Genomic DNA, 22292 nt, shown 5'->3' with positions numbered 1-22292 from the left:
GACGCGAATTTCACCAGCGCAGGCAGTGCGGTGCGATGGCCGCGCCAACGGCCGTCGTGATGACGATCCCCAGCACGTACCAGACACCCCAAAACGGCGCCGCCATCTCGGAGCAATACAGCGAGTAGACGAGCAATCCCTGCGCGCCGGCCAGGAGACCCGCGCCCGCGCCGGCCAGCGCGAGGCGCGTTGGCGCGAGCTGCTTCATCGCGCGCAACATGGCAGCGAGCGAGGGCAGCGAGAGCAGCACGACACTCGCCGTCGTCGTGCGCCACGTCGTGCCAAGCACCAACTCCAGCCGGTAGCCGGGCGGCGTCGCCAGCAAGATGCTGCCCGCGGCGAGCAGCATCGTGGCGATGGGCAGCGCTACCGCGACCCAGGCGAGCCTGAGCCGCGCGCCGGGGCGGCCGAGCCGCTCCGCGAGCTTCATGGCCGCGACGATGATCGTGAGCGGGAATGCGAGGCGCACCCAGAACATCGCCGTGAGGATCAACTGGGGCATGTCGCTGCGTACGCCGTACAGCGCGACTAGCAGGACCGTGCTGCCTGCGAGGCCTTGCAGCAGCGCACGATCGAGCAGCCTCGAGACGGCGTTGCGCTCGACGGGAGACCCGTCGCTCGCGAGCCGCGCGACCAGATCTCGCGTTTTCATGACCGGTACGCGCGGTCTCCGAGAAGGTAGTCGATCGAAATGACGCCCGGGCCCCACGCAGCGATGCCGAGCGCCATGGCGGCCCACGTGATGTGGATCGGCCAGCCGTCCGGCACCGTCAGCTCGATGAGGCAGGTCATCAGCAGCAATCCGGCGGCGGCGAAGCGCGTGCCAAATCCGAGCACGAGCAGCACCGGGAAAGTGACCTCGCCGCACGCCGACAGGAACGCGAAGATGGCCGGCGCCGGGAACGGATAGGGGCCGCCGGGCAGATGCAGCTTGAATTCGTCGGTGAAGAGATCGATGGCCGTGTCGTTGAGCTGCAGGAAGCCGTGCCACTTGAGGATGCCCGATTTCCAGAAAGGCACGGCCAGCGCGAGGCGCAGCACGAGCTGCACGAACGTCGGTTGCGCGAGTCTTTCGATGAAGCGTCGCGCGCACCCGATCGCGTGCGCGACGTTGCCCGGAAAGGACAGCGTGGAGTCTTGTCGAGTCGGCATGGTGATTACACTCCCAGTTGAACGGCGGCGAACACGCCAGCCGAAATCATCGCGGCCAGGTTGGCCGCCAGATCGAAGGTGTCGCTCTCCTCGAAGGCGGTTTGCGCGGCAGCGCCGAGCGGCATGCCCTCGATGAGCGCGACGAGAAACGCCGCGCCGCCCGCAGGCAAGCGCGAGACAATCACGTCGTCGCCAGGCCGCGTGACGAGCGCATCTTCAGCGTCGCTCGATCGCAGCGGAGTGACGGGGCCGGGCGCCCGGTTCATCGCGAAGATCGCGACGGCCGGGTAGCGCGAGCGCACGATCCGCGCGGCCGGATGCGGGACAAAGCGCACCTGCGCGAGCGACCCCGGATCGATGCTCGCGAACGCCTCGGCAGCGAGTGGCGCGGCATCCGCGGCGTGATACGCGTCGAGCCAGGCGCGCTCGATGCGTGCCGTATCCGCAAGCCAGGGCATGTCTCGTGCGTACTCGTAGGTTTCGATGAACGATGGAAAATCGCGTCCGTACTCGAATAGCAGCGGCGAGGCTGGCGGTGTGGCACGTACGTGAAAGCGTGCCATCGCGCGGAAGAACTCGACGCCCGTGATGCGCTGCACGGCGGGATAGATTGCCGTCAGCGCATCGATGAGGCTGACTGTGACGTTGTTGCGATAGACGTTGTAGCGCTTGACGACGCCCTTGCCGTGCGCAGCCGCAATGCCTTCTGGCGTGGCGAGTTCGGGGTTCGTCAGTCCCGGCGCGAAGGCCGTTGCGTAGTCGACCGTGCCTTGTTCAGATCTCATGGCCGGTGCGCTCCGGGTGAGATATATCGGACTCCAATACATCCATGGCGGCATGCTGCGACATGATCCGGCGGGCCATCACCGCCTGCGCGCGCAGTTCGAGCCACGCCGGCAACTGGCTGTCCCACTCGATCAGTGTCGGTATTGGCCCAGTGCGCGCCACGACATGCCGGTAAAGATCCCAGACCGGATCGGCGACGGCCCGGTCGTGACTGTCGATGAGCAGCAGTGCGTTCTCGTCGTCATGCTGCTCGCTGTGGCCGGCCAGATGAATTTCGCCTACGTATTGAAGCGGAAATTCCGCGAGATACGCGCGTGCCGCATAGCCATGATTGACCGCCGAAACGTAAGCGTTGTTGACGTCGAGCAGCAGCCCGCAGCCCGTGCGCTGCGCGACCGCACGGATGAACTCCGTCTCGCTCATCGTCGACGATGCAAACGTGACATACGTGGACGGGTTTTCGAGCAGCATCGGACGCCTGATGGTTTCCTGAACCTGGTCGATGTGCTCGCATACCTTGTCGAGCGTCGCTTTCGTGTAGGGCAGGGGCAGGAGGTCGTTGAAGAACGTCCCGCCGTGCGAGGACCAGGCGAGATGTTCGGAAACGAGCGCGGGTTCGTAGCGATCCACCAACTCGCGAAAGCGCGCAAGGTGACGGACGTCGAGCGTGTCCGGCCCGCCGATCGACATGCATACGCCGTGAAGCGAGATCGGGTAGCGCTCGCGGATCGCGGCAAGCGCTCGATGCGGCGGTCCGCCCGCGCCCATGTAGTTCTCGGCGTGAACCTCGAAGAATCCGTCTTGCAGGCCGTCTTCGAGAATCGCGGAGAAGTGCTCGTGTTTGAAGCTCGTGCCGGCCAGCCCGGCCTCGCCGGGCGCCGAACGACAGGGACGGCCAAGAGAATTCGCCGCCGCTGATCTCGTGGAATCGCTCATGGTCGTCCCGTTCCTCTTGTCGTTTGCGCGATCAGGTCGGCGTGAGCGAGCCGTGGCCGCCGCCCGGCACCTGAATGCTCGTGCACGTGCCACCCTGAACGAACTTCCACGAGTTGCCCTGGAAATCGGTCGCCGACGTACCCTGGCAGGTCGTGCCCGGGCCGGCCGCGCAATCGTTTTGCCCCTTCAGCGCGACGCCGTAACACTTCTCCTTGTGAGCCGCGAGGGCGGCATTGACTTCCGCTTTGGTGAGCGGCGCCGCGTGCGCCGCCGTAGCGAGAAGCGTTGCGACCGCGCCAGCGAGGAGGGCGGAACTGACATTGATCTTTGCGGACATGGAATCTCTCCGAGAGTAGGGAAGAAAGGTATCCGTGGTGGATACGCGAGTTAATTCGCCGGAGATCGATGGCTGGTTACAGCGAACGGAATTTTTTTGCTCTTGAGGTTGCAGTGCAGGCGTCAGGGTGAAAGAGCGTTGCGAGCGTCTTCTCGCTCGATCATCGGTTCGGCATCAAATAGCCGACCCTTGCGCGGCATCTCGCGCAGCCACTTGCGCAACTACCTAAGCGACTCTGCCCAGCCTGGCCGCGAGTGCCTTGAGGCCGCGATGCACGCCGACCTTGACGGCCGATTCCGAAAGCCCGGTCAGCTGCGCGGTCTCGGCGACCGACAGACCCTCGAGCTTCACATGCAGAATCGGCAAGCGCTGCTTGTCGGGGAGCTGATCGAGCAGCTTGCCGATGTCGCGGCGTGCCGCCAATGGTTCGTCATCCGAAGCGCAGAAGATGTCGAGGTGATCGTCGATGGAAACGTGCAGCGATTCGCGGCGCGACCGCGCCCTGAAGAAATCCATCAGCTTGTAGCGCGCGATCGCGTGAACCCACGCCGTTAGTGGCTCCTCTGGCCGATAGGTGTGCCGTCCGTTGTGGACGGCAAGCAGGATCTCCTGGACGAGATCCTCGACGTCGTCGGTAAGCTGGGGAATGCGTTTGCGCAGGTAGCCGCGCAAGTGGCGCGTCAGCTCGCTCAGGAACGTCTGATAGGCCACGGTGTCGCCGCTCATGGCGTTGATGAGCAGGGCTCTCAGTCGCGTCTCTGTCGATTGCACGGTCGGTCGCCTCTCTACCATCGCAAGAATCGCGGCCCGAGAAGCGCGCCCGCCACGGCGGGAAGCGTCATGCCGATGACGTACCAGACGGCCCAGAACGGCACCCCCATTTCCGGACAATGGAAGGTATAGGCGACGGTCCCGGTAGCGCTTGCGAGCGCGCCGGCGGCCGCGCCCGCGAGCCGCAGCCGCGTCGGCGCGAGCCCGCGCACGGCCCAAAACGCCGCAGCGAAGCCGGGTACTGAAAGGAAGGCGATGTTCAACGGGCAAGTGCGCCACGTATGGCCAAAGAGCAGCTCGGCGCGCTGCGCGGAAGGCGCGAGCCAAAACACGGCCAGGCCCGCAAGCCAGACGACGCCGATGGGAACGGCAATCCCTGCCCACGCCGAGCGCACGGCGGCGCCGGGCCGCGAAAGACGCGCGGTGACGAGAAGCGAGCCTGCGGCGAGCGCGACCGGGAACGCCACCTTGGCCCAGAAGAGCGGCGTGACGAGCAACGCGCGCAGATCGGGCCGCGGACCGTAGAAGATCAACATGAGCAGCGTTGAGCCGATCGCGCCAGCGAGCAGCGCCCAGCTGAAACGCCGCGCGCCCGCATGCGGATCGACGGGCGTGACGTCGGCGGCTAGCAGCGAGACCAGACGGTCGGTTTCCATATCGTTCTACCTGCAATAACGAAAGCTAGTTCGGTTGGCGGCCGCGTTTGGTTACAGCTGACCGAAAACTTTTGCCGGGCACGCCGAGCGAGCCGGTGCACCGCATCGCTCGCAGGCAGTTAATTATTCAATTCATTATCGGCATGTTGTATCAGTTGGCAAGTCGCGCGGTGACCGCCACACGTCGCCCGAAGCACAAAAGATTTCAGACGTGCTGTAACCCGTTCCTGAGCTTCTCCGAATTACCTTCCGGATTGCAAGTGCATCAAATTCGATCCAGGCGCATTCCACTCATCACAGATTTTCGGAGGTCGTCATGAAGTCCAAGCTCATTGCCACGCTGTTGCTAGCCGCTACCGCTTCGCTTGCTGCTCCCGCTTTCGCAAGCAACTATGGTCCCGCTCCGTTTTATCGCCCTGAAGTCGGTGCGCCGTCGTCGCAAAGCGGGCCGAGCGTCCGCACGCTTGCCGAGGAGCACAACACGGCAGCCGCGACGTATGGCGCTGTCGGCGGTGTGGCCGACTCCTCGATTTCGCGCTCGGGCAGCCGGCGTGCGTTCCAGGGGCAGGACGACGGTCCTCGAGGGCTCTACCGTGGTCGTTGATGCGGCTGAGGACAGCCGTTAGATCGGCTTTCCGACCCCGATCCGGATATTGCAGTCCGATGGCGCCGCTGCGTATCCCGATGCGAGCAACGCCTTCAGACTGAGGTATCACAGAGTCAATCGGATGCGTTCGCCGCGAGCATGCTACCTTGCCGGGCGCTTTCGGTGTTTTGCCTGACGGCGGAGGTCAGTTCCTCCATGCTCGCTGCGGTTTCCTCAAGCGACGCAGCCTGTTGTTCGGTACGTTGGCTCAGATCGGTATTGCCTGCAGCGATTTGCGCGGCGCCCGTAGCAATACTCTCGCTACCGGATCGCACGCGTCCAACCAGTTCTGCGAGTCTCTCATTCATGTTTTTGAGCGCTCGTAGTAGCTGGCTTGTTTCGTCTTTGCCGCGTGCTTCGATTTTCGAAGTGAGGTCGCCTTGTGCGACCGTTTGGGCGATCTTCACGGACACGCGAATTGGAGCCGTGATGGAGCGGGTGATGATGAACGCGACAATGAGGCTCAGCGTTATGGCTATTCCCGTCAGCACGCACGTGAGCAGCAACGCCTTGTGGAAGGCGGCCGCAGCTTCTGTGTTGGAGTCGGCGGCTCCCTGACTGTTCAGGGTAATATCCTGCGCGATTAAGCCTCTTCGACACAGCATTCGACTCAATGGCATTCAGCTCGTTAGTTAGCCTGAGTATCAGATCCGAAGTTTTCATGCCGCTCAATGGAATACGTTGCTGCATTCCTTCGCGAAAGCGCGCGAGATGAGTGGCGTTCAACGAGCTGGGCCCACCGATCGAGATGCACGCGCCGTGAACGGAGAGCGCGTAGATATCGCGGACGGCCGCAAGTGCCCGATGGGGCGAGGCGCCGGCGCCCATATAGTTTTCCGCGTGAACCTCGAAGAAGGCATCCTTCAGCCCGTCCGCGAGAATCGCGGTGAGGTGTTCATGCTTGAAACGGGTTCCGGCAGGCCCCTGAATCAGGACTTCAGCGGGGTTAGCGAGCCGTGGCCGCCACCCGGCACTTCGATACTCGTGCAGGTGCCCCCTTGGACAAACTTCCACGAGTTGCCCTGGAAATCCATTGCCGACGTACCTTGGCAAGTGGTGCCGGGACCGGCAGCGCAGTCGTTCTGCCCCTTCAGGGCGACGCCGTAGCACTTCTCCTTGTGGGCAGCGACAGCCGCACTTTCTTCCGCTTTCGTGAGCGGCGCTGCATGAGCGACCGATGCGAGCAGGCTTGCGACGACCCCGGCAAGCAGGGTGGAACTGACAGTGATCTTTGCGGACATTGAATCTCTCCAGAAGTTGGGATGGAAGGTACCCGTGACGGATACTGGAGTTAATTCGCGAGATTCGGGGAGGTGGTTACAGGGAGGGGGTTTTTTCTTTGAGCCCGTCATCCGCTGACTTCAGCCGTTGGATCGGCGGGCTGCCTTTTCCCGTTGTCAGGGCACCAGTCACCAGCGAAGGAGTCTGGGACCAAGGACTGTCCCGAGCGCCGCTGGAAGCAGCATGCCAGCCACATACCAGATGCTCCAGAAGGCCGGGCTCATCTCAGGACAATGAAAGCAGTACGCGACCGTGGCAATCGAGCTTGCGAGCAGGCCCGAGATGGCGCCGGCGAGCCGTAGGCGGGTCGGTGCCAGTCCTTTGACCGCCCAGAATATGGCAATGAAGCCTGGAGCGGCTAGCAGAAGAATATTGAATGGGCATGTGCGCCAGGAGTGTCCGAGTATCGCAGGCAGGCGGTCTTGTGGTGCAGCGGTGACGACGATCAGTATTGCTGCGAGCCAGACGACTACCAGCGGTATCGTCATGACGGGCCATCCGGCTCCGACCCTGGCGCCGGGGCGCGCCAGCCGGGCGGTGGCAATCAGGGCGCCGATTGCGAGGCATACTGGGAAAGCAAGCTTTTCCCAGAAGATCGCAGTTTTAACGACGGCGCCTAGATCGGGGCGAATGCCAAACACTGTAGCCATGAGCAGTGTCGCACCAATGGCGGCGATTGGCAGTGAGGCACAGAATCGACGGGTCGCACTGCCGCTTCTTACGGGAGTGATGCCGGTCGAGAGCAATCCGACGAGGTCTTCTGTTTTCATGCAATTCTCCGGACATGCGTTGCCAGAGCCTTGAGTCCCCTGTGGATGCTGACCTTGACGGCCGACTCCGATAAGCCCGTCAACTGGGCGGCCTCTGCAATGGACAGTCCCTGCAGCTTGACGTGCATGATCGACACCCGTTGCCTGGCGGGCAGCTGCACCAGTAGTTTTCCGATATCACGTCGGGCATCTGCCGCTTCGTCGTCCGCCTCGGTGAAGATGTCGTCGTGCTCGCCAAGTGGTTCGTGCAACGACTCCCGTCGCGCACGTGTTCTAAAGAAATCCATCAGCTTATAGTGCGCGATCGCATGGACCCAAGCGGTCAGCGGCTCATCCGGGCGGTAGGTATGACGCGCATTATGCACGGCCAGCAGGATTTCCTGAACGAGGTCCTCGACGTCGTCGTGAAGTTGTGGAATCCGCTTGCGAAGATAGCCCCGCAGGTGACGCGTCAGTTCACTCAGGAACGAGTGATACTCGGATGCGCTGCCTGCCAGACCCGTGATAAACAAAGCTTTCAGACGCTGCTCCGCGGAGTACAAGGTTTTGACTCCCGGGTCAAAGGGCAGAGTGGTCCCTGACCGCATCCTCGAGCGCGGCTTTCATGCCGGCAAAGCGTCGGTCAAGCGCGGCAGGGTCGTTGCGGTTCGGATTGACCTTAAGGAAGGTTTCGAGGTGTTGTTCACCCTTTTTGGTGTCAACCGGATGCAGTTCATATTCGAGACCTGTTTCCTCGAGCATCAGGGCAACCTTTGCAGGGTTGGGTGTAGGGTGAAAATATAAGTCGATCATGGTGTTCCTGCGCTCTCCGTTAGGACCGCCTGGTGCACGATGGTTGTTGTAAGTCGTCAGCGGACGTTTGCTATCGCCCCCAAGTCATTCTAGATCAGTTGATCTAGAATGTCGCAACGTGCGTGACGTCGCAATGCCGACCGGCAGGACGTTACGCGATGACCGGAGTTAAAGCATGACCCGACCACGGGAATTCGATGAAAACGCGGTCCTCGATGCGGCCGCTCGCCAGTTTTGGATCTATGGCTATGAGGCCACTTCCGTTCGGGACCTGGCGCAGGGCATGGGTATTACGGGGGCGAGCCTATACAACGCGTTCGGGGACAAACGGTCGCTGTTTCAACGAGCGCTGACGCGTTATGTCGAAACGAGCTTTGGCGACCGAGTATCGAGGTTTGAGCGGAGCCTGCCGCCCCTGGATGCCATCAAGGCATTCTTCAGGGAGATTGTCGAGCGGTCGATCCGCGACAGGGATCGTAAGGGATGCCTGCTGGTGAATTCGGCGCTTGAGGTTGCACCCCATGACGCCGAGTTTCAGGCGATGATCGCGAAGGTATTGGTGGAAGTCGAAGCGTTTTTTCGGCGTTGTGTGCGAGCTGGTCAGCAGGCTGGCGAGATTTCAACTGCACAGCCTGCTGATGATCTTGCCCGGTTGCTGCTGGGGGTACATCTCGGTATACGGGTGCTTGCACGCACAAGACCGGAGCGGGTGTTGCTGGAGGGAGTTGTACGGCCAGCGTTGGCGCTTCTCGAGCCCGGCAGTAATTGAGCTCCAGACGGGCGCCTAAAGACACGATCTGGTCAGATTAGCTGATCCGTCACGCTAGTTCGTCCAAAAGCGCTTCGGGTTACACCGAAGATATTATTTACCAACGATGGCGACCCAGGTCCGAATTGACATACGCACTTGCGCTTGGATGAGCGGCGCGCACTCTAACCGATAGCGTCGTCGATTTGCTTCAGTGCTGATATCAGGATTCACGTATGTCCCGCTCCGAACGTCTCCTTCATCTCCTGCAAGTGTTACGCCGTTATCGACGTCCCGTGCGTGGCCAAGCCCTGGCCGAGGAGCTCGGCGTGAGCATCCGCACGCTATACCGGGACATCGCCAGTTTGCAGGCGCAAGGAGCAATGATCGAGGGGGAACCGGGCGTTGGTTACGTTATGAAACCGGGTTTCATGCTGCCGCCCATGATGTTTCGCTCAGAGGAACTCGACGCCCTGGTTCTTGGCATGCGCTGGGTGGCCGATCGCTGCGACGAGACGCTATCGTCCGGTGCGCTGAGCACGCTCGCGAAGATAGCCGCCATACTGCCCACTGAACTGCGTCGCGAACTGGAGGAGTCTTCGCTGCTAGTCGGCGCGCCGTTGAAGAGACCTGCCCACAAAGTCTCGCCGGACCTTCTGCGTGCCGCAGTCCGAGAAGAGCAGAAGCTCAAGATTACATACGTGGACGCCAGCGGTATTCACTCGCAGCGTGTCGTTTGGCCCTTTGCATTGGTGTATTTCGACCAGGCGCGAGTCCTGATGTGTTGGTGCGAGCTTCGAGCTGATTTTCGGAATTTCCGTTCGGACCGGATCTCTAACGTCGAGCCGTTGGAAGAGCGCTACCCCAAAAGGCGGTCAACACTGCTTCGTGAGTGGCGTAGGCGCAATCACGTCGCCAGCCGCACGATACTGCCAGAATCTGACAGTATCAATCATTAGACTGAGCTTCCTTTCTTGGCGAGGAGCTCAAAATGAAGTTCGCATCGGTTCGTGTTGTTTCGCAGGATATCGATGGGCTGGTGGAGTTTTATCAAAGGCTTTCCGGTATCGAGGCTGTACGTCCGGCCGATGGATTTGCCGAAATGCGGTTCGAAGGAGCGACGCTTGCGATTTCGTCGGAGCATCTGATCGAGCTTTTCAATGTCGGTGCTGCCACTGCGGCTGCAAATCAATCGGCGATCCTGGAGTTCGAAGTGGAGGACGTTGACGCGGTATTCGAACGGATGAATGCGTCCGGGACAAACATCGTGATGCCGACGACGTTGATGCCGTGGGGCAATCGCTCGCTCTTGCTGCGCGACCCTGACGGGAATCTCGTCAACATATTTTCTCGCCCAAAGCGTTGAGGAAACCCGCCGTCACGGCTGCCCGCCGCGTCATTGTTCGTTCGCGAACGGCCGCTTCGGGAAGACGCGAACTAGGTGCGCCGGCGGGGCGCAGCGTTAATCGGGAGCGGATGAAGTTGAAGAAACGCGGCAGTCGCGGCGCGGGCACGAGCCGCGAGTTCGCGTGAGTTCGGCTGCTCGGCCACGCCGAGCAGCAGGCTGACCATCAAGTTACCCCACAGCAACCCGCCGAACAGTTCGGCAAGTTCGGCGGGACGGCCTTCGAGAAGTCCGGACGTCTGAGCCTGGCCCATGATTTGACGCAAGGCGGCACGACTCGTCTCGCGTCCTATGGAGTCGAGCGCTTGCGCCACCTCGGGCGCGTGGACGGCCTCGGCGATCGCCAGTCGGAATACCGCTATGACCGTTGGATCGGTTATCTCGCGGACGAGCTGCGTGCCGAGGGAGGTCAGTACTTGCGCGAGGGTCTCGCGATCGTGGGGCACGGGCAAGTCAGCGGGTACCTGCAATCGCGTGGCGCGCGCGCTGATGCATGCGATTAATAGTTCCTTCTTGTTGCCCACCAGTGCGTACAGCTCTCGTTTCGAAACGCGCGCGCGCGTGGCGATCTCAAGCGTGCTGGTCGCCGCGTAGCCACTCTTCATGAACGCCGCGAACGCTGCATCGAGGATGCGCGCGCGCACCTCAGTTTCGTCGCGGCCTTCTTGACCTTCCTTTGCCAGCGATACCGTGGGCATCATCGTCTTCCTTGACTTTCGGTACCACAGAGTACCATACTGGAGCAACGATATGGTACTTATCGGTACCGGTACTGCTAGGAGGTTATCGTGCTCAAGCCAAGGATCCTCGTAACCGGCGCGACCGGAAAGACAGGCAGCGTCGTCGTTGCCGAACTGCTGAAGGCCGGCTATCCCGTGCGCGCTATGGTGCATCGAGAAGACGGCCGCAGCGCGCAGCTAAAAGCGCGGGGGGCCGAGATAGCGATCGTCGACATGAGTGATGTCGAGCGCGTCGCCGACGCGCTGAAGGACGTTCAGCGCGCCTACTATTGCCCCCCTTTCGATCCTTACATGATTCAAGGCGCGGTCGCCTTCGCGGTCGCCGCTAGGGAATCGCGGCTCGAACACATTGTTAGTCTGACCCAATGGCTGTCGAGTCCTTCGCATCCCGCCCTCATGACCCGCCAACTCTGGCTCGTCGATCGGCTGTTCTCGATGACGCCTGGAGTCGCGCATACGATCGTGAGGCCGGGCTTCTTCGCTGACGCTTACCTCGAATTGACTGGGTTTGCTGCGCACCTTGGAGTATTTCCTTGGATCTTTGGCGATAGCCGTAACGCACCACCGTCCAACGAGGATATCGCGCGGGTCGGCGTCGCGGCCCTGATGGATCCCGCGCGGCACGCCGGGAAGCGCTACCGCCCCACTGGGCCGGAACTCCTTGGTGCGAGGGACATGGCCAAGGCGATCGGCCGGGCCGTCGGGCGACCCGTCAGGGCCGTACCGATTCCGACTTGGCTATTCATGAAAGCCGCCCGGATGGGGGGCTTGCCGATCGACTTGATTAGCGGCATCCGCTACTACATTGACGATCACAAACGCGGGGCCTTTGAGCTGGGCGCACCGACCTCCGACGTGCTCGATGTAACCGGTCAGCCCGCCGAGGACTTCGAGACAATCGCGCGTCGCTACGCGGCGCTTCCACGCAACCGGCGAACGTTCGGCAATTGGCTTCGCCAGTTCACGCAGTTCGTGATCGCCCCGCTCAGCCCCGGTTTCGATCTCGACCGCTACGACCGCGAGCTGCGCCGTCCATTCCCGTCAGAACCGCAGTTTGCGCCTGAGTCCAAGGTCTGGCTGAACGAGCACGTCATGGCTCACGCGGAGCGAGACGCCGTGATCGCAGAGCTACGCACGCTGCGCGCTTAGGTTCTCACAGTCGATCGCGGGAATTTGAACCAAAGGAGAGAGTCATGCAGCCGCAACTCTGGTTTTTCGTTAGCATCGCATTCAGTTTCAGCGCGTGGGGAATCGTCGCGAAGCGATACATCTGGCCAAAACTCCGCCTCTTGCAGCGTGACGAAGCGCTGCGGCCTCTTCTCATGTTGCACAGCTTCCGCTTTGTTGGGTTGGCATTCCTCGTCCCAGGTGTCGTGTCGCCCGAACTGCCATCCGCCTTCGCGCATTCCGCCGCCTACGGGGACTTGGTTGCCGCGACACTCGCGTTGCTCTCGCTGGTATCGCTGCCACGCGGGGCCGGCATTGTTATCGCATGGATCTTCAACTGGTGGGGCTTGGCGGATCTTTTGAACGCGTTCTATCAGGCCATTCATGCAGGTCTTGTGGCGGGGCAGTTGGGCGCCACTTACTTCATTCCAACTCTCGTTGTACCGCTACTCCTAATCACTCATGGATTCGTATTCCGGATTCTTCTGCAACACCAAAACCAGTCCTCAATGCGGAGAGGCCGGCATCCCGGCGAAGAGCTAACAAGTGGCGGGCACCCATGATCGATGCGCCAATCTCCACGTAGCCCCAATCGGTCGGTGCGGCGATCCGTTTGGCGGCTCGAGGCACAAGGTGTCGTTGCACGACCGAGGTACTACATCGCTTCGCGCTTTCGACCCGGCAACTGGAAGGTGCTCAGCGCTACATTTACAGCCCGGGTATCGAGACGCCGAACGTTTGCAACAGCAGGACTGCATTGAGAGCCAGAATCACGACAGTGCCAAGAATGGCCGCGCAGGCCACCCATCCACGATTCGCAAACGCGCCCATCACGTCGCGGCGTGAGGTCAGAATAACCAGGGCGATCATCGGCACGGGTAACGCGAAGCTCAGCACGACCTGACTGTAAATCAAAGCGTCGGTCGCGTTGACACCGAGCGCGACGACCAAGAAGGCCGGCGCCATGGTGACAAGCCGGCGAATCCCGACCGGGATACGCGTCCCAGTGAAACCCTGCATGATCATCTGCCCTGCCATCGTTCCGACCACTGAGCTGGATACGCCGGATGCCAGTAATGAAACGAGAAAGACGCAGGCCGCAGCGGAGCCGAGTAACGGCGTCAGGCTGTGATACGCCGTTTCTATTTCGGCCACTTCGGGGTGGCCCGCGTGAAATGCGCCCGAGGCCATGATGACCATCGCCATGTTGACGAGTCCAGCCACGGTAAGGGCAATCAGAACCTCGACATTCGAAAAACGCACCAGCTTGAAGCGTTCCGTGTGGTTGCGTGCTCGCGTACGGTGTTGCGTCAGACCTGAATGCAGATAGATCGCGTGCGGCATGACCGTTGCGCCCAAAATTCCGACTGCGACAGACAAGGCGCCGGGGCCGCTGAGTTGCGGTACGAATGTTCCCTTCATCGCAGCGGGCCAATCTACATGGACGATCAGAAGTTCGATCACGTAAGACAACGCGACGGCCGCGATAAGTCCGCCAATGATCAACTCGAGGGGGCGGTAGCCCTGCTTCTGTCCAGTGAGAATGGCATACGTCACGATACCCGTGACGATCATGCCGGGTAGCAACGGTATGTGGAAGAGCAGAGATAAACCGATTGCGCCGCCGAGAAACTCGGCAAGATCTGTCGCCATCGCCGCAATCTCGCTCACGCCCCACATTCCGTAGACAACCGCAACCGGAAAATGCTCGCGGCTGAGCTCGGCGAGGTTACGGTTCGTGACGATGCCGAGCTTGGCCGAAAGAGCCTGGAACAGCATCGCGATGATGTTCGCGGCGAGCACCACCCAGAGCAGTGAATAGCCGTACTTTGCCCCAGCCTGGATGTTGGTCGCGAAATTGCCGGGATCCATGTACGCAATGGAGGCGACGACGGCGGGGCCGGCGAACAGCAGCTTCGAGCTCCAGTTCTTGTTGCGCCCGGCCAGTACTTCGACGATTCCTCGCGAGGTGCGCTCGGTCAATCCCAATTGTGCTTCAGCGGTGCTCATCTCGATCCTCTAGCTCAAATCGGGCAGTCATGTGGATGCCGATGCGCCAGCGTTGAACATGGATCAATGATGCCGGGAGTCCCCGAGAAACAACAATTGAACATTCCAATAATCGCGATAAGGTTTTGGCAAAAGCATCACCTATCTGAACGCCGTTCCCGTCAGTGCCTCGCACGCCTGCCAGAGTCGCCGTGCATCGGCCTCGTCCCTTGCCTGGGATGCGACCGTTGCCGGTCCCACCCGTTGGCCGCGCGCCTCGAACAGGCCGAGCGGGCCGTAGTAGCCGCCGTCGACGACGCCGGGTGCAGTCGCCGCATAGAGGGTCGGCAGCGCGCCTGCCAGGTCGCTGTTCAGCACGGCGCCGATAAAACCACCAAGGGCGGCGCGGGCCGCCCGGTTAGCGGGCGAATGGTCGCCGCTGCGAAACAGATTGGTATTCGCGACGCCGGGATGTGCGGCAACCGACATCACGCGCGATTGGGCAGCGCGCAAACGCCGGTCGAGTTCGAATGCAAACATGAGGTTGGCCAGTTTCGACTGCCGGTAGGCGAACATCGGCCGGTAGCGTCGCGTTGCCTGAAGGTTGTCGAAGTCGAGCCGGCCTTGCTTATGTGCGATCGAGGCGATCGTTACCACGCGCGGGCGTTCGAGCGAACTGTCCGCAGCCATCTCGAGCGCGGGCAGGAGCAGGCCGGTCAGCGCGAAATGCCCAAGCACGTTCGTGCCGAATTGCAGCTCGAAGCCGTCGGCGGTTTCGAGGCGTCGGGGCGGCGCCATGACGCCCGCGTTGTTGACGAGCAGGTGGAGCGGCTTGCGTAGCGCAAGCTCTCGGTCGGCAAAGGCGCGCACCGACGCGAGGCTGGCGAGGTCGAGTTGCGCAAGCTGCGCTTGGGCTGTAGGCACTTCTCCCCGCAGGCGGGCGAGTGCGCTTGCGCCGCGCCCTTCGTCGCGACACGCGAGTACGACCTCGGCGCCATGGCGGGCCAAGATTGCCGCGGTGTGATAGCCGATGCCGCTGTTTGCGCCGGTGACGATGACGCGCCGGCCGGTTTGGGGCGCGATGTCACCGGGATTCCAAGGTTTGCTCATGTTCGTTGTCGGGCGGGCGGGATGAACGCGATAGGCAGACTACCACCCTCTCCCGACGTTGGTCGGCGCCTAAGTACCGTTAGCGGAAGGTTTTCTCCATCTCGGGACCTGCCGTTGACCTTGTGCATGCGTAAAGGGCGGTTCAGGGTCGCCATGCAGAGGTCTACATAGAGCAGAGAAGGGTTTTTTTGTCACCGATCGCTGACTTCGATCGGCCTCCTCCGTCAGTTTCCACCGCGTGGACTGAAAGTCCTCGGAAAGACCACGGGCGCATGCCGGTCCACGAGCCGATACCCCAGAGCCGGCCGATTCGATTCCCCAGCGACGTAGCCGGTTTCCTCGAGGAACCCCGCGGCAAGCATGCGCGTGCGGAAGCCGCTTTTGTCCACCGGCCGGCCAAGCACGATCTCATACACCCGTTGCAACTGTGGCAGCGTAAATGGCTCCGGAAGCAAGAAAGCCGGCAGGGACGTGTATTCGACCTTGCTGCGCAGCCGCTCAACCGCTGCCTCAAGGATCTCGTCGTGATCGAAGGCGAGTCCGCGCGTCTGCGTCACCTCATCGACTTCGAACCACGCCACTTCGGCGGCATTCGCGCCCCTTGTGAGAACCCCATCCTCGGCGGAAATCAGCGCGAACCAGACATGTGTGGCTGACCATCCGCGCGGGTCACGCGTCGCGCTGCCCCAACTGCCGAGCTGCTCCAGATACGGACTCTTCACACCGGTCTTCTCGAGCAGTTTGCGGCGCGCGCAGTCCTCGAGCGTCGCATCGGCGGCCACGTCGACAAAGCCGCCCGGTAGCGCCCAGCACTCCGGATACGGTTCGTCCGCGCCGGCTGGTCGCTGTACGAGCAGAACCTGCAGCGCGTTATCGAGCACCGTGAAGATCACGACGTCGACCGTCGTGTACGGCAGAGAAAACTCGGGGCCCTGTCGAACGTGTCGTCGGGAGGCGGAGGTCTTTTGTGTCATGGCGGACCAGAAAAACTTGACGACCCTCATTCTAGGTTGTATTGTGCAACTCAAGCAAGTTGTACTGTGCAACTCAAAAGAGAGGCCATCATCATGTTCGGGATTCGATTCATCAAGTCGCAGCCGACCGTTCACCTGATGCAGTTCCAAGCGGGAAGGGTGGTGCGCGAAGGCGCCGGGCTGTCGTTCTTCTACTACGCCCCGGCGACCACGCTGGTGTCCGTTCCGGTGGCAAGCCAGGATCGTCCCTTCATCCTTGAACTGGTCACCGCGGATTTCCAGAGCGTGACCGTGCAGGGTCAAGTGACCTACCGCGTCAGCGACCCGCACCGTACCGCGGCGATGATGGATTTCTCGCTGGGTAAGGACGGACGCTCGTATGTCTCCGAAGATCCGAAGCGGCTCGGAGAACGTGTCGCGATGCAGGTCGAGGTGATCGTGCAGCAGGCCGTGCAGGCGCTGGAATTGAAGGCGGCGCTGCGCGCCTCGGCGTCGATCGCCCGCACGGCGCAGACTGAACTCGCCAGCCAGCCCGAAATTGAGGCGTTGGGGCTCGAGATACTCGGGGTGTCGGTGATGGCGGTCAAGCCCACCCCGGACATTGCCCGAGCGCTCGAAGCCGAAGCGCGCGAGTCCAACCTCAAGGCCGCTGACGACGCCGTGTATCTGCGGCGCATGTCAGCCGTGGAAAACGAGCGCGCAATCCGGCAGAACGAACTGGATACCGACATCGCGGTCGAGCAGAAGAAGCGGCAAATCCGCGAGACGCAGATGGAAGCGAAGGCCACGCTGATGCGCAAGGAAAACGAGTTGCGTGGTGAGCAGATGGCGTCCGACATCGAACTCGAGGAAAAGCGCAAGGCATTCGTGGCGGGGCAGGCGCACAACAGCCGTACCCTCGCGGAGGCCGAGGCACACAGGGTGGCGGCGGTGATGCAGGCGCTCGAAAAGGCCGACCCACGCGTCGTCAACGCGCTCGCCGCAGCCGGCATGCAGCCGGGCCAGCTGATCGCCCAAGCCTTTGGCGGGATCGCGGAACGGGCAGAGCGCATCGGGCAGCTCAACGTGTCGCCGGAACTGCTTCAGGGCCTCATGGGCGCGGGGGCGAGGGCAGCATCATGAGCGCCGAGGCCCGCAAGGTTGTGGTGGTGACGCGCCGCACGCGGCTCGAGGACCTGATTGCGCGGCATCACACGCTGGCGCAGGCGAAGTTCTACATTGAGCACCTTGGCGCCGATTTCTCGGACTACCTCGCCGAGAATGCAGCGTACGCCCGCAGCATGGAGCTGACCGTGCGCGCGCTCGAGGACTGGGGGCGTTACCAGTTGGTCGACCGGAGCTACCTGCCGAATTTCATCTTCGCGTCCGACGATATCGTCGTGGCGCTGGGACAGGACGGGTTGGTCGCGAACTCGATGAAGTACCTCGATGGTCAGCCGCTGATCGGGCTGAACCCGGAGCCTTCGAGGTGGGACGGCATCTTGCTTCCGTTCGAGCCGCGGGAGCTTGGGGCGGTACTCGCTGACGTCGCTCACGGCCGCCGTCCGACGAAGGCAGTCACGATGGCGGAGGCGAGGCTCTCGGACGGTCAGGTGCTGCGTGCCGTCAACGACCTTTTCATCGGCCCGCGCACGCATGCTTCGGCGCTCTACGAGATCGAGCTAGGCAAGCGGCGCGAATCGCAGTCGTCCTCCGGCATCATCATCTCCACGGGGCTGGGTTCGACGGCCTGGCTCAAGAGTGTCGTGACGGGAGCGTTCGGCGTCGCACGTGCAATCGGGGAAAGGACGGGAAACTTCCAGTATCAGCCGCAACCCTGGGATAGTCCCGAACTCACCTTCGCCGTGCGCGAGCCGTTTCCGAGCCGGGTATCGAAGACCGAACTGGTATTTGGCCACGTGAGCCCAGGGCAGCCGCTGCGACTTCGCTCGCGCATGCCCGAAAACGGCGTGATCTTTTCTGATGGGATCGAGGCCGACTACCTGAGATTTACCGCAGGGATGGAAGCAACGGTGTCCGTCGCGGCGAGACAGGGGTGCCTGGTTGTGTAGTGTGGCTTTCTGACAGTTTTTAATTCTACGATCATGATCCGAGAGAATAAAGTCCGTCATGGATTTTTCATCATGCTGGGACTGACCGCGGCCGCGGTCAGCCGAAACGTGGCGATGCTCGAACGCAACTTTGGGGGTACGGCTGTTTCAGCGATCGACCCGCAAGCTCACGCTCACGGAAGCCGGCGAGCGGTTTCTGGTTTCGATCGACGGCAACCTCGATGCGCTCGCCGCGCACGGGTCGAATTCGTCGCTGGATGCTCCGTAATGCGAACGGTACCGAGATGGCGGGAGCGCTCACCGAAACCATCGTCGTGATTGATCCCGTCGCGATGCGCGAGGCCGCGCTTCTCGGCTTGGGCAGCGGCCTTCTCGGTCGTGCCGATAGCGCGTTGTGAACGCAGGAAAGAAGGATTGGGAGAACCTGGCGTCGCGTTCCGCCAGTAAGTTCTTCAATCTGTGCCCTGTTTCAACACGCCGCTTATCCATCGTTCCTCGGAAGCCCTGAGGTGCGCGCGCATCGCCGTTTGCGCGGCGATGGGGTCGCCGGCCTGCAGCGCTTTTAACACGTCCTCATGCTCCTCTACCGCTGCGGTCCAGGTTTGAGCACTTTCCGTATGGCCACGCATCGCGGCCGCGATAGGATCGTGGCGGCTGTCAAACAGCTCTCCGACAAAGCGGCTGAGCACCGAGTTACCTGCGGTTTCCGCGATCAGCATGTGGAATTGCCGGTCTGCCTCGACCGGCGATTTGCCCGCTGCCGCCAGTCTGCGCATCCGCTCGATCGTGCGGCGCAGACGATCCAGCGTGGCTGCCGTCATGCGCGCCGCAGCAAGCACCACGACGCTGCCTTCTATGGCAGCACGCGCCTGCATCAGCTCCGATGGACTGTCGCCAAGCGCGCTCATCGCGTTCACGTCGTCCGCACTTCCATCGCGCACATAAACGCCCGACCCCATCCGGATCTCGACCTGGCCGCCAATCTCCAGCGCGATGAGGGCTTCGCGCAGCGATGGACGTGACACACCGAGCTTTAGCGCCAGTTCACGCTCGGGCGGCAGCCGTTCTCCAGCCGGAAATTCGCCCTGACGAATCAGCGCGAGGATCTGGGCGGCAACGGATTGGTAAAGCCGCTTTGGTTCCGTCGATTTCATATTGCAGGTCGTTGCGATGTATGGGTCGGCGCCAAGAGCCGCCGGGCAAGTCTAGCATACCCGCTCAAAGCCGCCTCTGGCGGTCGATTTGGCCTCGGTTCAGGGTTTTCACCGGCGGTAAGATCAGTTTGAAAAAATAATATTGGCTTGACCAAAACAAGGCGCTGCTGTTTAATTCAACGCAATTGGACTGACCAGCGCGCGGCGCCAGGTCGGCCGTTCCAGAGGAGACGTAATGACAACGCTTCACGGCCCGTCCAGCCTTGCTGCGGAGCCCCAAGCCTTCCCCGACCGGGAGATCCTGCGGCTGGAGGGCATCGGCAAGCGCTTTCCGGGCGTCGTCGCTCTCGACGGCATTCACCTCGACCTCCGACGTGGAGAGGTCCACGCCGTCTGCGGTGAAAATGGGGCTGGCAAATCCACGCTCATGAAGATCATCAGCGGCCAGTACCAACCGGACGAAGGCGTCATTTGCTACCGCGGCGAGCCGGTGCGGTTTTCTTCGACATCCGAAGCGCAGGCGGCCGGGATCGCGATCATTCACCAGGAACTCAACCTCGTACCGCACCTCACGGTGGCGGAAAACCTGTACCTCGCACGCGAACCCAAACGCGGGCCGTTTGTCGACTCCCGCAAGCTCAACGCCGACGCGGCGCGCTGCCTCGCACGCGTCGGCTTGAACGTGGCCCCGACGACGCCGGTCGGGGCGCTGTCCATCGCGCAGCAGCAGATGGTCGAAATCGCAAAGGCGCTGTCGCTTGACGCCCTCGTTCTGATCATGGACGAACCGACGTCCTCGCTCACCGAATCGGAAACGGTTCAGCTCTTTCGCATCATCAAGGAGTTGCGAGCGGCAGGCGTGGCGATCCTTTACATCTCGCATCGCCTCGACGAAATGGCGCAAATCGTCGACCGCGTGACAGTGCTGCGCGATGGCCGCCATATCTCGACCGACGACTTCTGCACGCTGAGCGTGAACGACATCGTCGCCCGCATGGTGGGACGTTCGATCGAAGACGCTTATCCGTCGAGGCAGTCGCGGCCCACGGACGTCGTGCTGTTGAACGTGCGCGACTTGAGCCGGGCAGGTGTCTTCGGTCCGATTTCATTCGAGCTTCGCAAGGGCGAAATTCTCGGCTTCGCCGGCCTCATGGGCGCGGGCCGCACCGAAGTCGCCCGCGCGATCTTCGGTGCCGACCGGCTCGACGGCGGCACGATTGCGCTTCACGGTCAGCCGGTGACGATACGTTCGCCACGCGAAGCCATTCGCCACGGCATCGCCTACCTGTCGGAAGACCGCAAACAGGAAGGTCTTGCGCTCGCGATGCCCGTTGCCGCGAACATCACGCTTGCGAACGTGCGGGGCGTTTCGTCGCGCGCCGGCTTCCTGCGCTTTAGCGAAGAGGCCGCGATTGCGCGGCGCTTCGTGCAGGAATTGGCTATCCGCACACCATCTGTCGACCAGATCGTACGCAACCTGTCCGGCGGCAACCAGCAAAAGGTCGTGATCGGCAAGTGGCTCTATCGCGGATCGAAGATCCTGTTCTTCGACGAGCCCACGCGCGGTATCGACGTGGGCGCGAAGTTCGCCATTTACGGGCTGATGGACAGGCTTGCCGCAGATGGCGTCGGTGTCGTGCTGATCAGTTCGGAGTTGCCTGAGCTGCTTGGGATGACGGATCGAATTGCCGTATTTCACGAGGGCCGCATGACGGCGGTTCTCGAAACGAAACAGACCAGCCAGGAGGAAATCATGCACTTTGCTTCGGGACACACACATGCTTGAAATGACATCGGACCGGACCCAGGCCGTCGACCGGACGGCACGACAGCGACGTCGCGACCTCATCCAGAAGTTCGCGGCCTTGGGAAGCCTGATCGCACTTGTGATCGCGTTCTCGATCACGAGCGCGGCTTTCTTCTCGGTCGGCAACATGATGACCGTCTGCCTGCAAGTGACCTCCATCGCGTATCTTGGCGTCGCTGCCACCTGCGTGATCATCACGGGCGGCATCGACCTTTCCGTGGGCTCGGTGCTCGCGCTTGCAGGGGTGTCGGCGGCGCTGCTGGTGAAGGCCGGCATGCCGGTGCCGGTTGCCATGCTCGGCGGGATCACGGTGGGCGGCCTGTGCGGGTTCGTCAACGGCATCTGCGTGACGCGCATGGGCTTGCCGCCATTCATCGCGACGCTCGGCATGATGCTGGTCGCACGCGGTCTTGCGCTTGAGATCACTGGGGCGCGCCCCGTCTCAGACCTCGGCGATGCGTTTGGCGCACTCGGCAACGGCGCGTTGTTCCGCCTCTCCCACATCGGTCCGGACGGTTTTCCGGACACGACCTTTCCCGGCATCCCATACCCCGTCGTCATCATGATCGTGCTGTTCGTCGCGGGTTCGGTGCTGCTCTCGAAGACTTCGCTCGGCCGTCACATCTATGCCGTCGGCTCGAATTCGGAGGCAGCCCGACTCTCCGGCGTCAACATTCAGGGCGTGAAGCTTTTCACTTACGTGCTATCCGGTGTACTGGCCGGCGTAACGGGATGCGTGCTGATGTCGCGGCTCGTGACCGGTCAGCCCAACGAGGGCGTCATGTACGAGCTCGATGCGATCGCGAGCGCGGTGATCGGAGGCACGTCGCTGATGGGAGGCGCGGGCGCGATTTCCGGCACGGCAATCGGCGCGTTCGTGATCGGGGTACTTCGCAATGGTCTGAACATGAACGGGGTATCCAGTTTCATTCAGCAGATCATCATCGGCGTCGTGATTCTAGGCACCGTCTGGATCGACCAGTTGCGAAGCCGGAAGCTGTAATTATCAGAAGTTCAACC

General features: G+C 62.0%; 27 protein-coding genes and 3 pseudogenes. 12 read left to right on the top strand and 18 right to left on the bottom strand.

The window, feature by feature from the left end; genetic code table 11:
* Nucleotides 1-10: 10 nt before the first annotated feature.
* The 7 genes from FAZ95_RS23470 to FAZ95_RS23440 form a co-directional block, all read right to left on the bottom strand.
* Entirely contained in the window at nt 11-652 is a 642-nt protein-coding gene (locus FAZ95_RS23470) for a DUF1109 domain-containing protein (protein ID WP_137334924.1), read from the bottom strand.
* Nucleotides 649-1152 carry a DoxX family protein gene (locus tag FAZ95_RS23465; protein WP_137334923.1) on the bottom strand — a complete coding sequence of 168 codons (504 nt, stop codon included), beginning with the start codon at nt 1150-1152 and terminating at the stop codon, nt 649-651. Before FAZ95_RS23465 ends, FAZ95_RS23470 begins: the two co-directional genes overlap by 4 nt.
* A gap of 5 nt (nt 1153-1157) precedes the next feature.
* Entirely contained in the window at nt 1158-1937 is a 780-nt protein-coding gene (locus tag FAZ95_RS23460; protein ID WP_137334922.1) for an HvfC/BufC N-terminal domain-containing protein, read from the bottom strand.
* Complete coding sequence (bufB, locus tag FAZ95_RS23455; protein WP_137334921.1) at nt 1927-2874, bottom strand: MNIO family bufferin maturase; 948 nt, start codon at nt 2872-2874, stop codon at nt 1927-1929. Before bufB ends, FAZ95_RS23460 begins: the two co-directional genes overlap by 11 nt.
* 31 nt (nt 2875-2905) lie before the next feature.
* Nucleotides 2906-3211, bottom strand: a complete 306-nt coding sequence (locus FAZ95_RS23450; RefSeq protein WP_137334920.1) for a BufA1 family periplasmic bufferin-type metallophore — start codon at nt 3209-3211, stop codon at nt 2906-2908.
* A gap of 225 nt (nt 3212-3436) precedes the next feature.
* The gene (locus tag FAZ95_RS23445) at nt 3437-4003 is read right to left on the bottom strand and encodes a sigma-70 family RNA polymerase sigma factor (protein ID WP_137334919.1); all 567 of its coding nucleotides are present in this window, start codon (nt 4001-4003) and stop codon (nt 3437-3439) included.
* On the bottom strand, nt 3997-4638 hold the full coding sequence (locus tag FAZ95_RS23440) for a DUF1109 domain-containing protein (RefSeq protein WP_137334918.1): 642 nt from the start codon (nt 4636-4638) through the stop codon (nt 3997-3999). Before FAZ95_RS23440 ends, FAZ95_RS23445 begins: the two co-directional genes overlap by 7 nt.
* 316 nt (nt 4639-4954) lie before the next feature.
* Between FAZ95_RS23440 and FAZ95_RS23435 the strand changes: the two genes are divergently transcribed.
* On the top strand, nt 4955-5242 hold the full coding sequence (locus FAZ95_RS23435) for a hypothetical protein (RefSeq protein WP_137334917.1): 288 nt from the start codon (nt 4955-4957) through the stop codon (nt 5240-5242).
* 119 nt (nt 5243-5361) lie between these two features.
* Here FAZ95_RS23435 and FAZ95_RS23430 read toward each other — a convergent pair.
* The 6 genes and pseudogenes from FAZ95_RS23430 to FAZ95_RS23405 all read right to left on the bottom strand — a co-directional run.
* Nucleotides 5362-5871, bottom strand: a pseudogene (locus FAZ95_RS23430) (HAMP domain-containing protein); the annotation flags it as partial.
* Nucleotides 5872-5977: 106 nt separating this feature from the next.
* Nucleotides 5978-6298, bottom strand: a pseudogene (locus FAZ95_RS23425) (multinuclear nonheme iron-dependent oxidase); the annotation flags it as partial.
* Nucleotides 6214-6525, bottom strand: coding sequence for a BufA1 family periplasmic bufferin-type metallophore (locus tag FAZ95_RS23420; RefSeq protein WP_137334915.1), 312 nt, complete (start codon nt 6523-6525; stop codon nt 6214-6216). The gene FAZ95_RS23420 and the pseudogene FAZ95_RS23425, both read right to left, overlap by 85 nt.
* A gap of 168 nt (nt 6526-6693) precedes the next feature.
* Nucleotides 6694-7335: a DUF1109 domain-containing protein gene (locus tag FAZ95_RS23415; RefSeq protein WP_137334914.1), complete on the bottom strand. Its 642-nt coding sequence runs from the start codon at nt 7333-7335 to the stop codon at nt 6694-6696.
* Nucleotides 7332-7877, bottom strand: coding sequence for a sigma-70 family RNA polymerase sigma factor (locus FAZ95_RS23410; protein WP_302674754.1), 546 nt, complete (start codon nt 7875-7877; stop codon nt 7332-7334). The genes FAZ95_RS23415 and FAZ95_RS23410 overlap by 4 nt, the downstream gene beginning before the upstream one ends.
* Nucleotides 7878-7893: 16 nt before the next feature.
* Nucleotides 7894-8127, bottom strand: coding sequence for a thioredoxin domain-containing protein (locus FAZ95_RS23405; protein ID WP_437437776.1), 234 nt, complete (start codon nt 8125-8127; stop codon nt 7894-7896).
* A 175-nt stretch (nt 8128-8302) separates the two neighbouring features.
* On the opposite strand from FAZ95_RS23405, the gene FAZ95_RS23400 reads away from it, so the two are divergent.
* The 3 genes from FAZ95_RS23400 to FAZ95_RS23390 all read left to right on the top strand — a co-directional run bounded on the left by FAZ95_RS23400 (nt 8303) and on the right by FAZ95_RS23390 (nt 10241).
* On the top strand, nt 8303-8896 hold the full coding sequence (locus FAZ95_RS23400) for a TetR/AcrR family transcriptional regulator (protein WP_137334912.1): 594 nt from the start codon (nt 8303-8305) through the stop codon (nt 8894-8896).
* 215 nt (nt 8897-9111) lie between these two features.
* Nucleotides 9112-9834 (top strand): helix-turn-helix transcriptional regulator, encoded by a 723-nt coding sequence (locus FAZ95_RS23395; RefSeq protein WP_137334911.1) that lies wholly within the window; start codon nt 9112-9114, stop codon nt 9832-9834.
* 32 nt (nt 9835-9866) lie between these two features.
* Nucleotides 9867-10241, top strand: a complete 375-nt coding sequence (locus FAZ95_RS23390) for a VOC family protein (protein ID WP_137334910.1) — start codon at nt 9867-9869, stop codon at nt 10239-10241.
* Nucleotides 10242-10312: 71 nt separating this feature from the next.
* Here the strand turns inward: FAZ95_RS23390 and FAZ95_RS23385 are convergent, their stop codons facing one another.
* Complete coding sequence (locus FAZ95_RS23385; RefSeq protein ID WP_254700267.1) at nt 10313-10924, bottom strand: TetR/AcrR family transcriptional regulator; 612 nt, start codon at nt 10922-10924, stop codon at nt 10313-10315.
* A gap of 144 nt (nt 10925-11068) precedes the next feature.
* Here FAZ95_RS23385 and FAZ95_RS23380 point away from each other — a divergent pair, with 144 nt between their 5' ends.
* Nucleotides 11069-12169, top strand: a complete 1101-nt coding sequence (locus FAZ95_RS23380; RefSeq protein WP_137334908.1) for an NmrA family NAD(P)-binding protein — start codon at nt 11069-11071, stop codon at nt 12167-12169.
* Nucleotides 12170-12213: 44 nt separating this feature from the next.
* Nucleotides 12214-12750 carry a DUF8737 domain-containing protein gene (locus FAZ95_RS23375; RefSeq protein WP_137334907.1) on the top strand — a complete coding sequence of 179 codons (537 nt, stop codon included), beginning with the start codon at nt 12214-12216 and terminating at the stop codon, nt 12748-12750.
* A 145-nt stretch (nt 12751-12895) separates the two neighbouring features.
* Here the strand turns inward: FAZ95_RS23375 and FAZ95_RS23370 are convergent, their stop codons facing one another.
* From FAZ95_RS23370 to FAZ95_RS23360, 3 genes are all read right to left on the bottom strand, one after another.
* Nucleotides 12896-14197 (bottom strand): Nramp family divalent metal transporter, encoded by a 1302-nt coding sequence (locus FAZ95_RS23370; RefSeq protein ID WP_137334906.1) that lies wholly within the window; start codon nt 14195-14197, stop codon nt 12896-12898.
* 141 nt (nt 14198-14338) lie between these two features.
* The gene (locus FAZ95_RS23365; protein ID WP_137334905.1) at nt 14339-15286 is read right to left on the bottom strand and encodes an oxidoreductase; all 948 of its coding nucleotides are present in this window, start codon (nt 15284-15286) and stop codon (nt 14339-14341) included.
* Nucleotides 15287-15510: 224 nt separating this feature from the next.
* Nucleotides 15511-16260 (bottom strand): NUDIX hydrolase, encoded by a 750-nt coding sequence (locus tag FAZ95_RS23360; RefSeq protein WP_137334904.1) that lies wholly within the window; start codon nt 16258-16260, stop codon nt 15511-15513.
* A 93-nt stretch (nt 16261-16353) separates the two neighbouring features.
* Here FAZ95_RS23360 and FAZ95_RS23355 point away from each other — a divergent pair, with 93 nt between their 5' ends.
* The 4 genes and pseudogenes from FAZ95_RS23355 to FAZ95_RS39770 all read left to right on the top strand — a co-directional run bounded on the left by FAZ95_RS23355 (nt 16354) and on the right by FAZ95_RS39770 (nt 18709).
* Complete coding sequence (locus tag FAZ95_RS23355) at nt 16354-17382, top strand: SPFH domain-containing protein (protein ID WP_137334903.1); 1029 nt, start codon at nt 16354-16356, stop codon at nt 17380-17382.
* A complete protein-coding gene (locus FAZ95_RS23350; RefSeq protein ID WP_137334902.1) occupies nt 17379-18311 on the top strand; it encodes a diacylglycerol kinase catalytic domain-containing protein in 933 nt (310 codons plus the stop codon). The genes FAZ95_RS23355 and FAZ95_RS23350 overlap by 4 nt, the downstream gene beginning before the upstream one ends.
* Nucleotides 18312-18386: 75 nt before the next feature.
* Nucleotides 18387-18540, top strand: a pseudogene (locus tag FAZ95_RS40125) (LysR family transcriptional regulator); the annotation flags it as partial.
* On the top strand, nt 18533-18709 hold the full coding sequence (locus tag FAZ95_RS39770) for a hypothetical protein (RefSeq protein ID WP_217497467.1): 177 nt from the start codon (nt 18533-18535) through the stop codon (nt 18707-18709). The pseudogene FAZ95_RS40125 and the gene FAZ95_RS39770, both read left to right, overlap by 8 nt.
* A gap of 54 nt (nt 18710-18763) precedes the next feature.
* Here the strand turns inward: FAZ95_RS39770 and FAZ95_RS23340 are convergent, their stop codons facing one another.
* Nucleotides 18764-19465 (bottom strand): FadR/GntR family transcriptional regulator, encoded by a 702-nt coding sequence (locus FAZ95_RS23340; RefSeq protein ID WP_137334901.1) that lies wholly within the window; start codon nt 19463-19465, stop codon nt 18764-18766.
* 235 nt (nt 19466-19700) lie between these two features.
* Between FAZ95_RS23340 and FAZ95_RS23335 the strand changes: the two genes are divergently transcribed.
* Both FAZ95_RS23335 and FAZ95_RS23330 read left to right on the top strand, forming a co-directional pair.
* Nucleotides 19701-21251: a sugar ABC transporter ATP-binding protein gene (locus tag FAZ95_RS23335; protein ID WP_137334900.1), complete on the top strand. Its 1551-nt coding sequence runs from the start codon at nt 19701-19703 to the stop codon at nt 21249-21251.
* Entirely contained in the window at nt 21244-22275 is a 1032-nt protein-coding gene (locus FAZ95_RS23330; protein ID WP_137334899.1) for an ABC transporter permease, read from the top strand. Before FAZ95_RS23335 ends, FAZ95_RS23330 begins: the two co-directional genes overlap by 8 nt.
* Nucleotides 22276-22292 lie beyond the last annotated feature (17 nt).

Source organism: Trinickia violacea (assembly GCF_005280735.1).
In the GTDB taxonomy this organism is placed as follows: domain Bacteria; phylum Pseudomonadota; class Gammaproteobacteria; order Burkholderiales; family Burkholderiaceae; genus Trinickia_A; species Trinickia_A violacea.
Note: the sequence above shows the minus strand (reverse complement) of the source record. Positions and strands in the feature narration are given on the sequence as shown.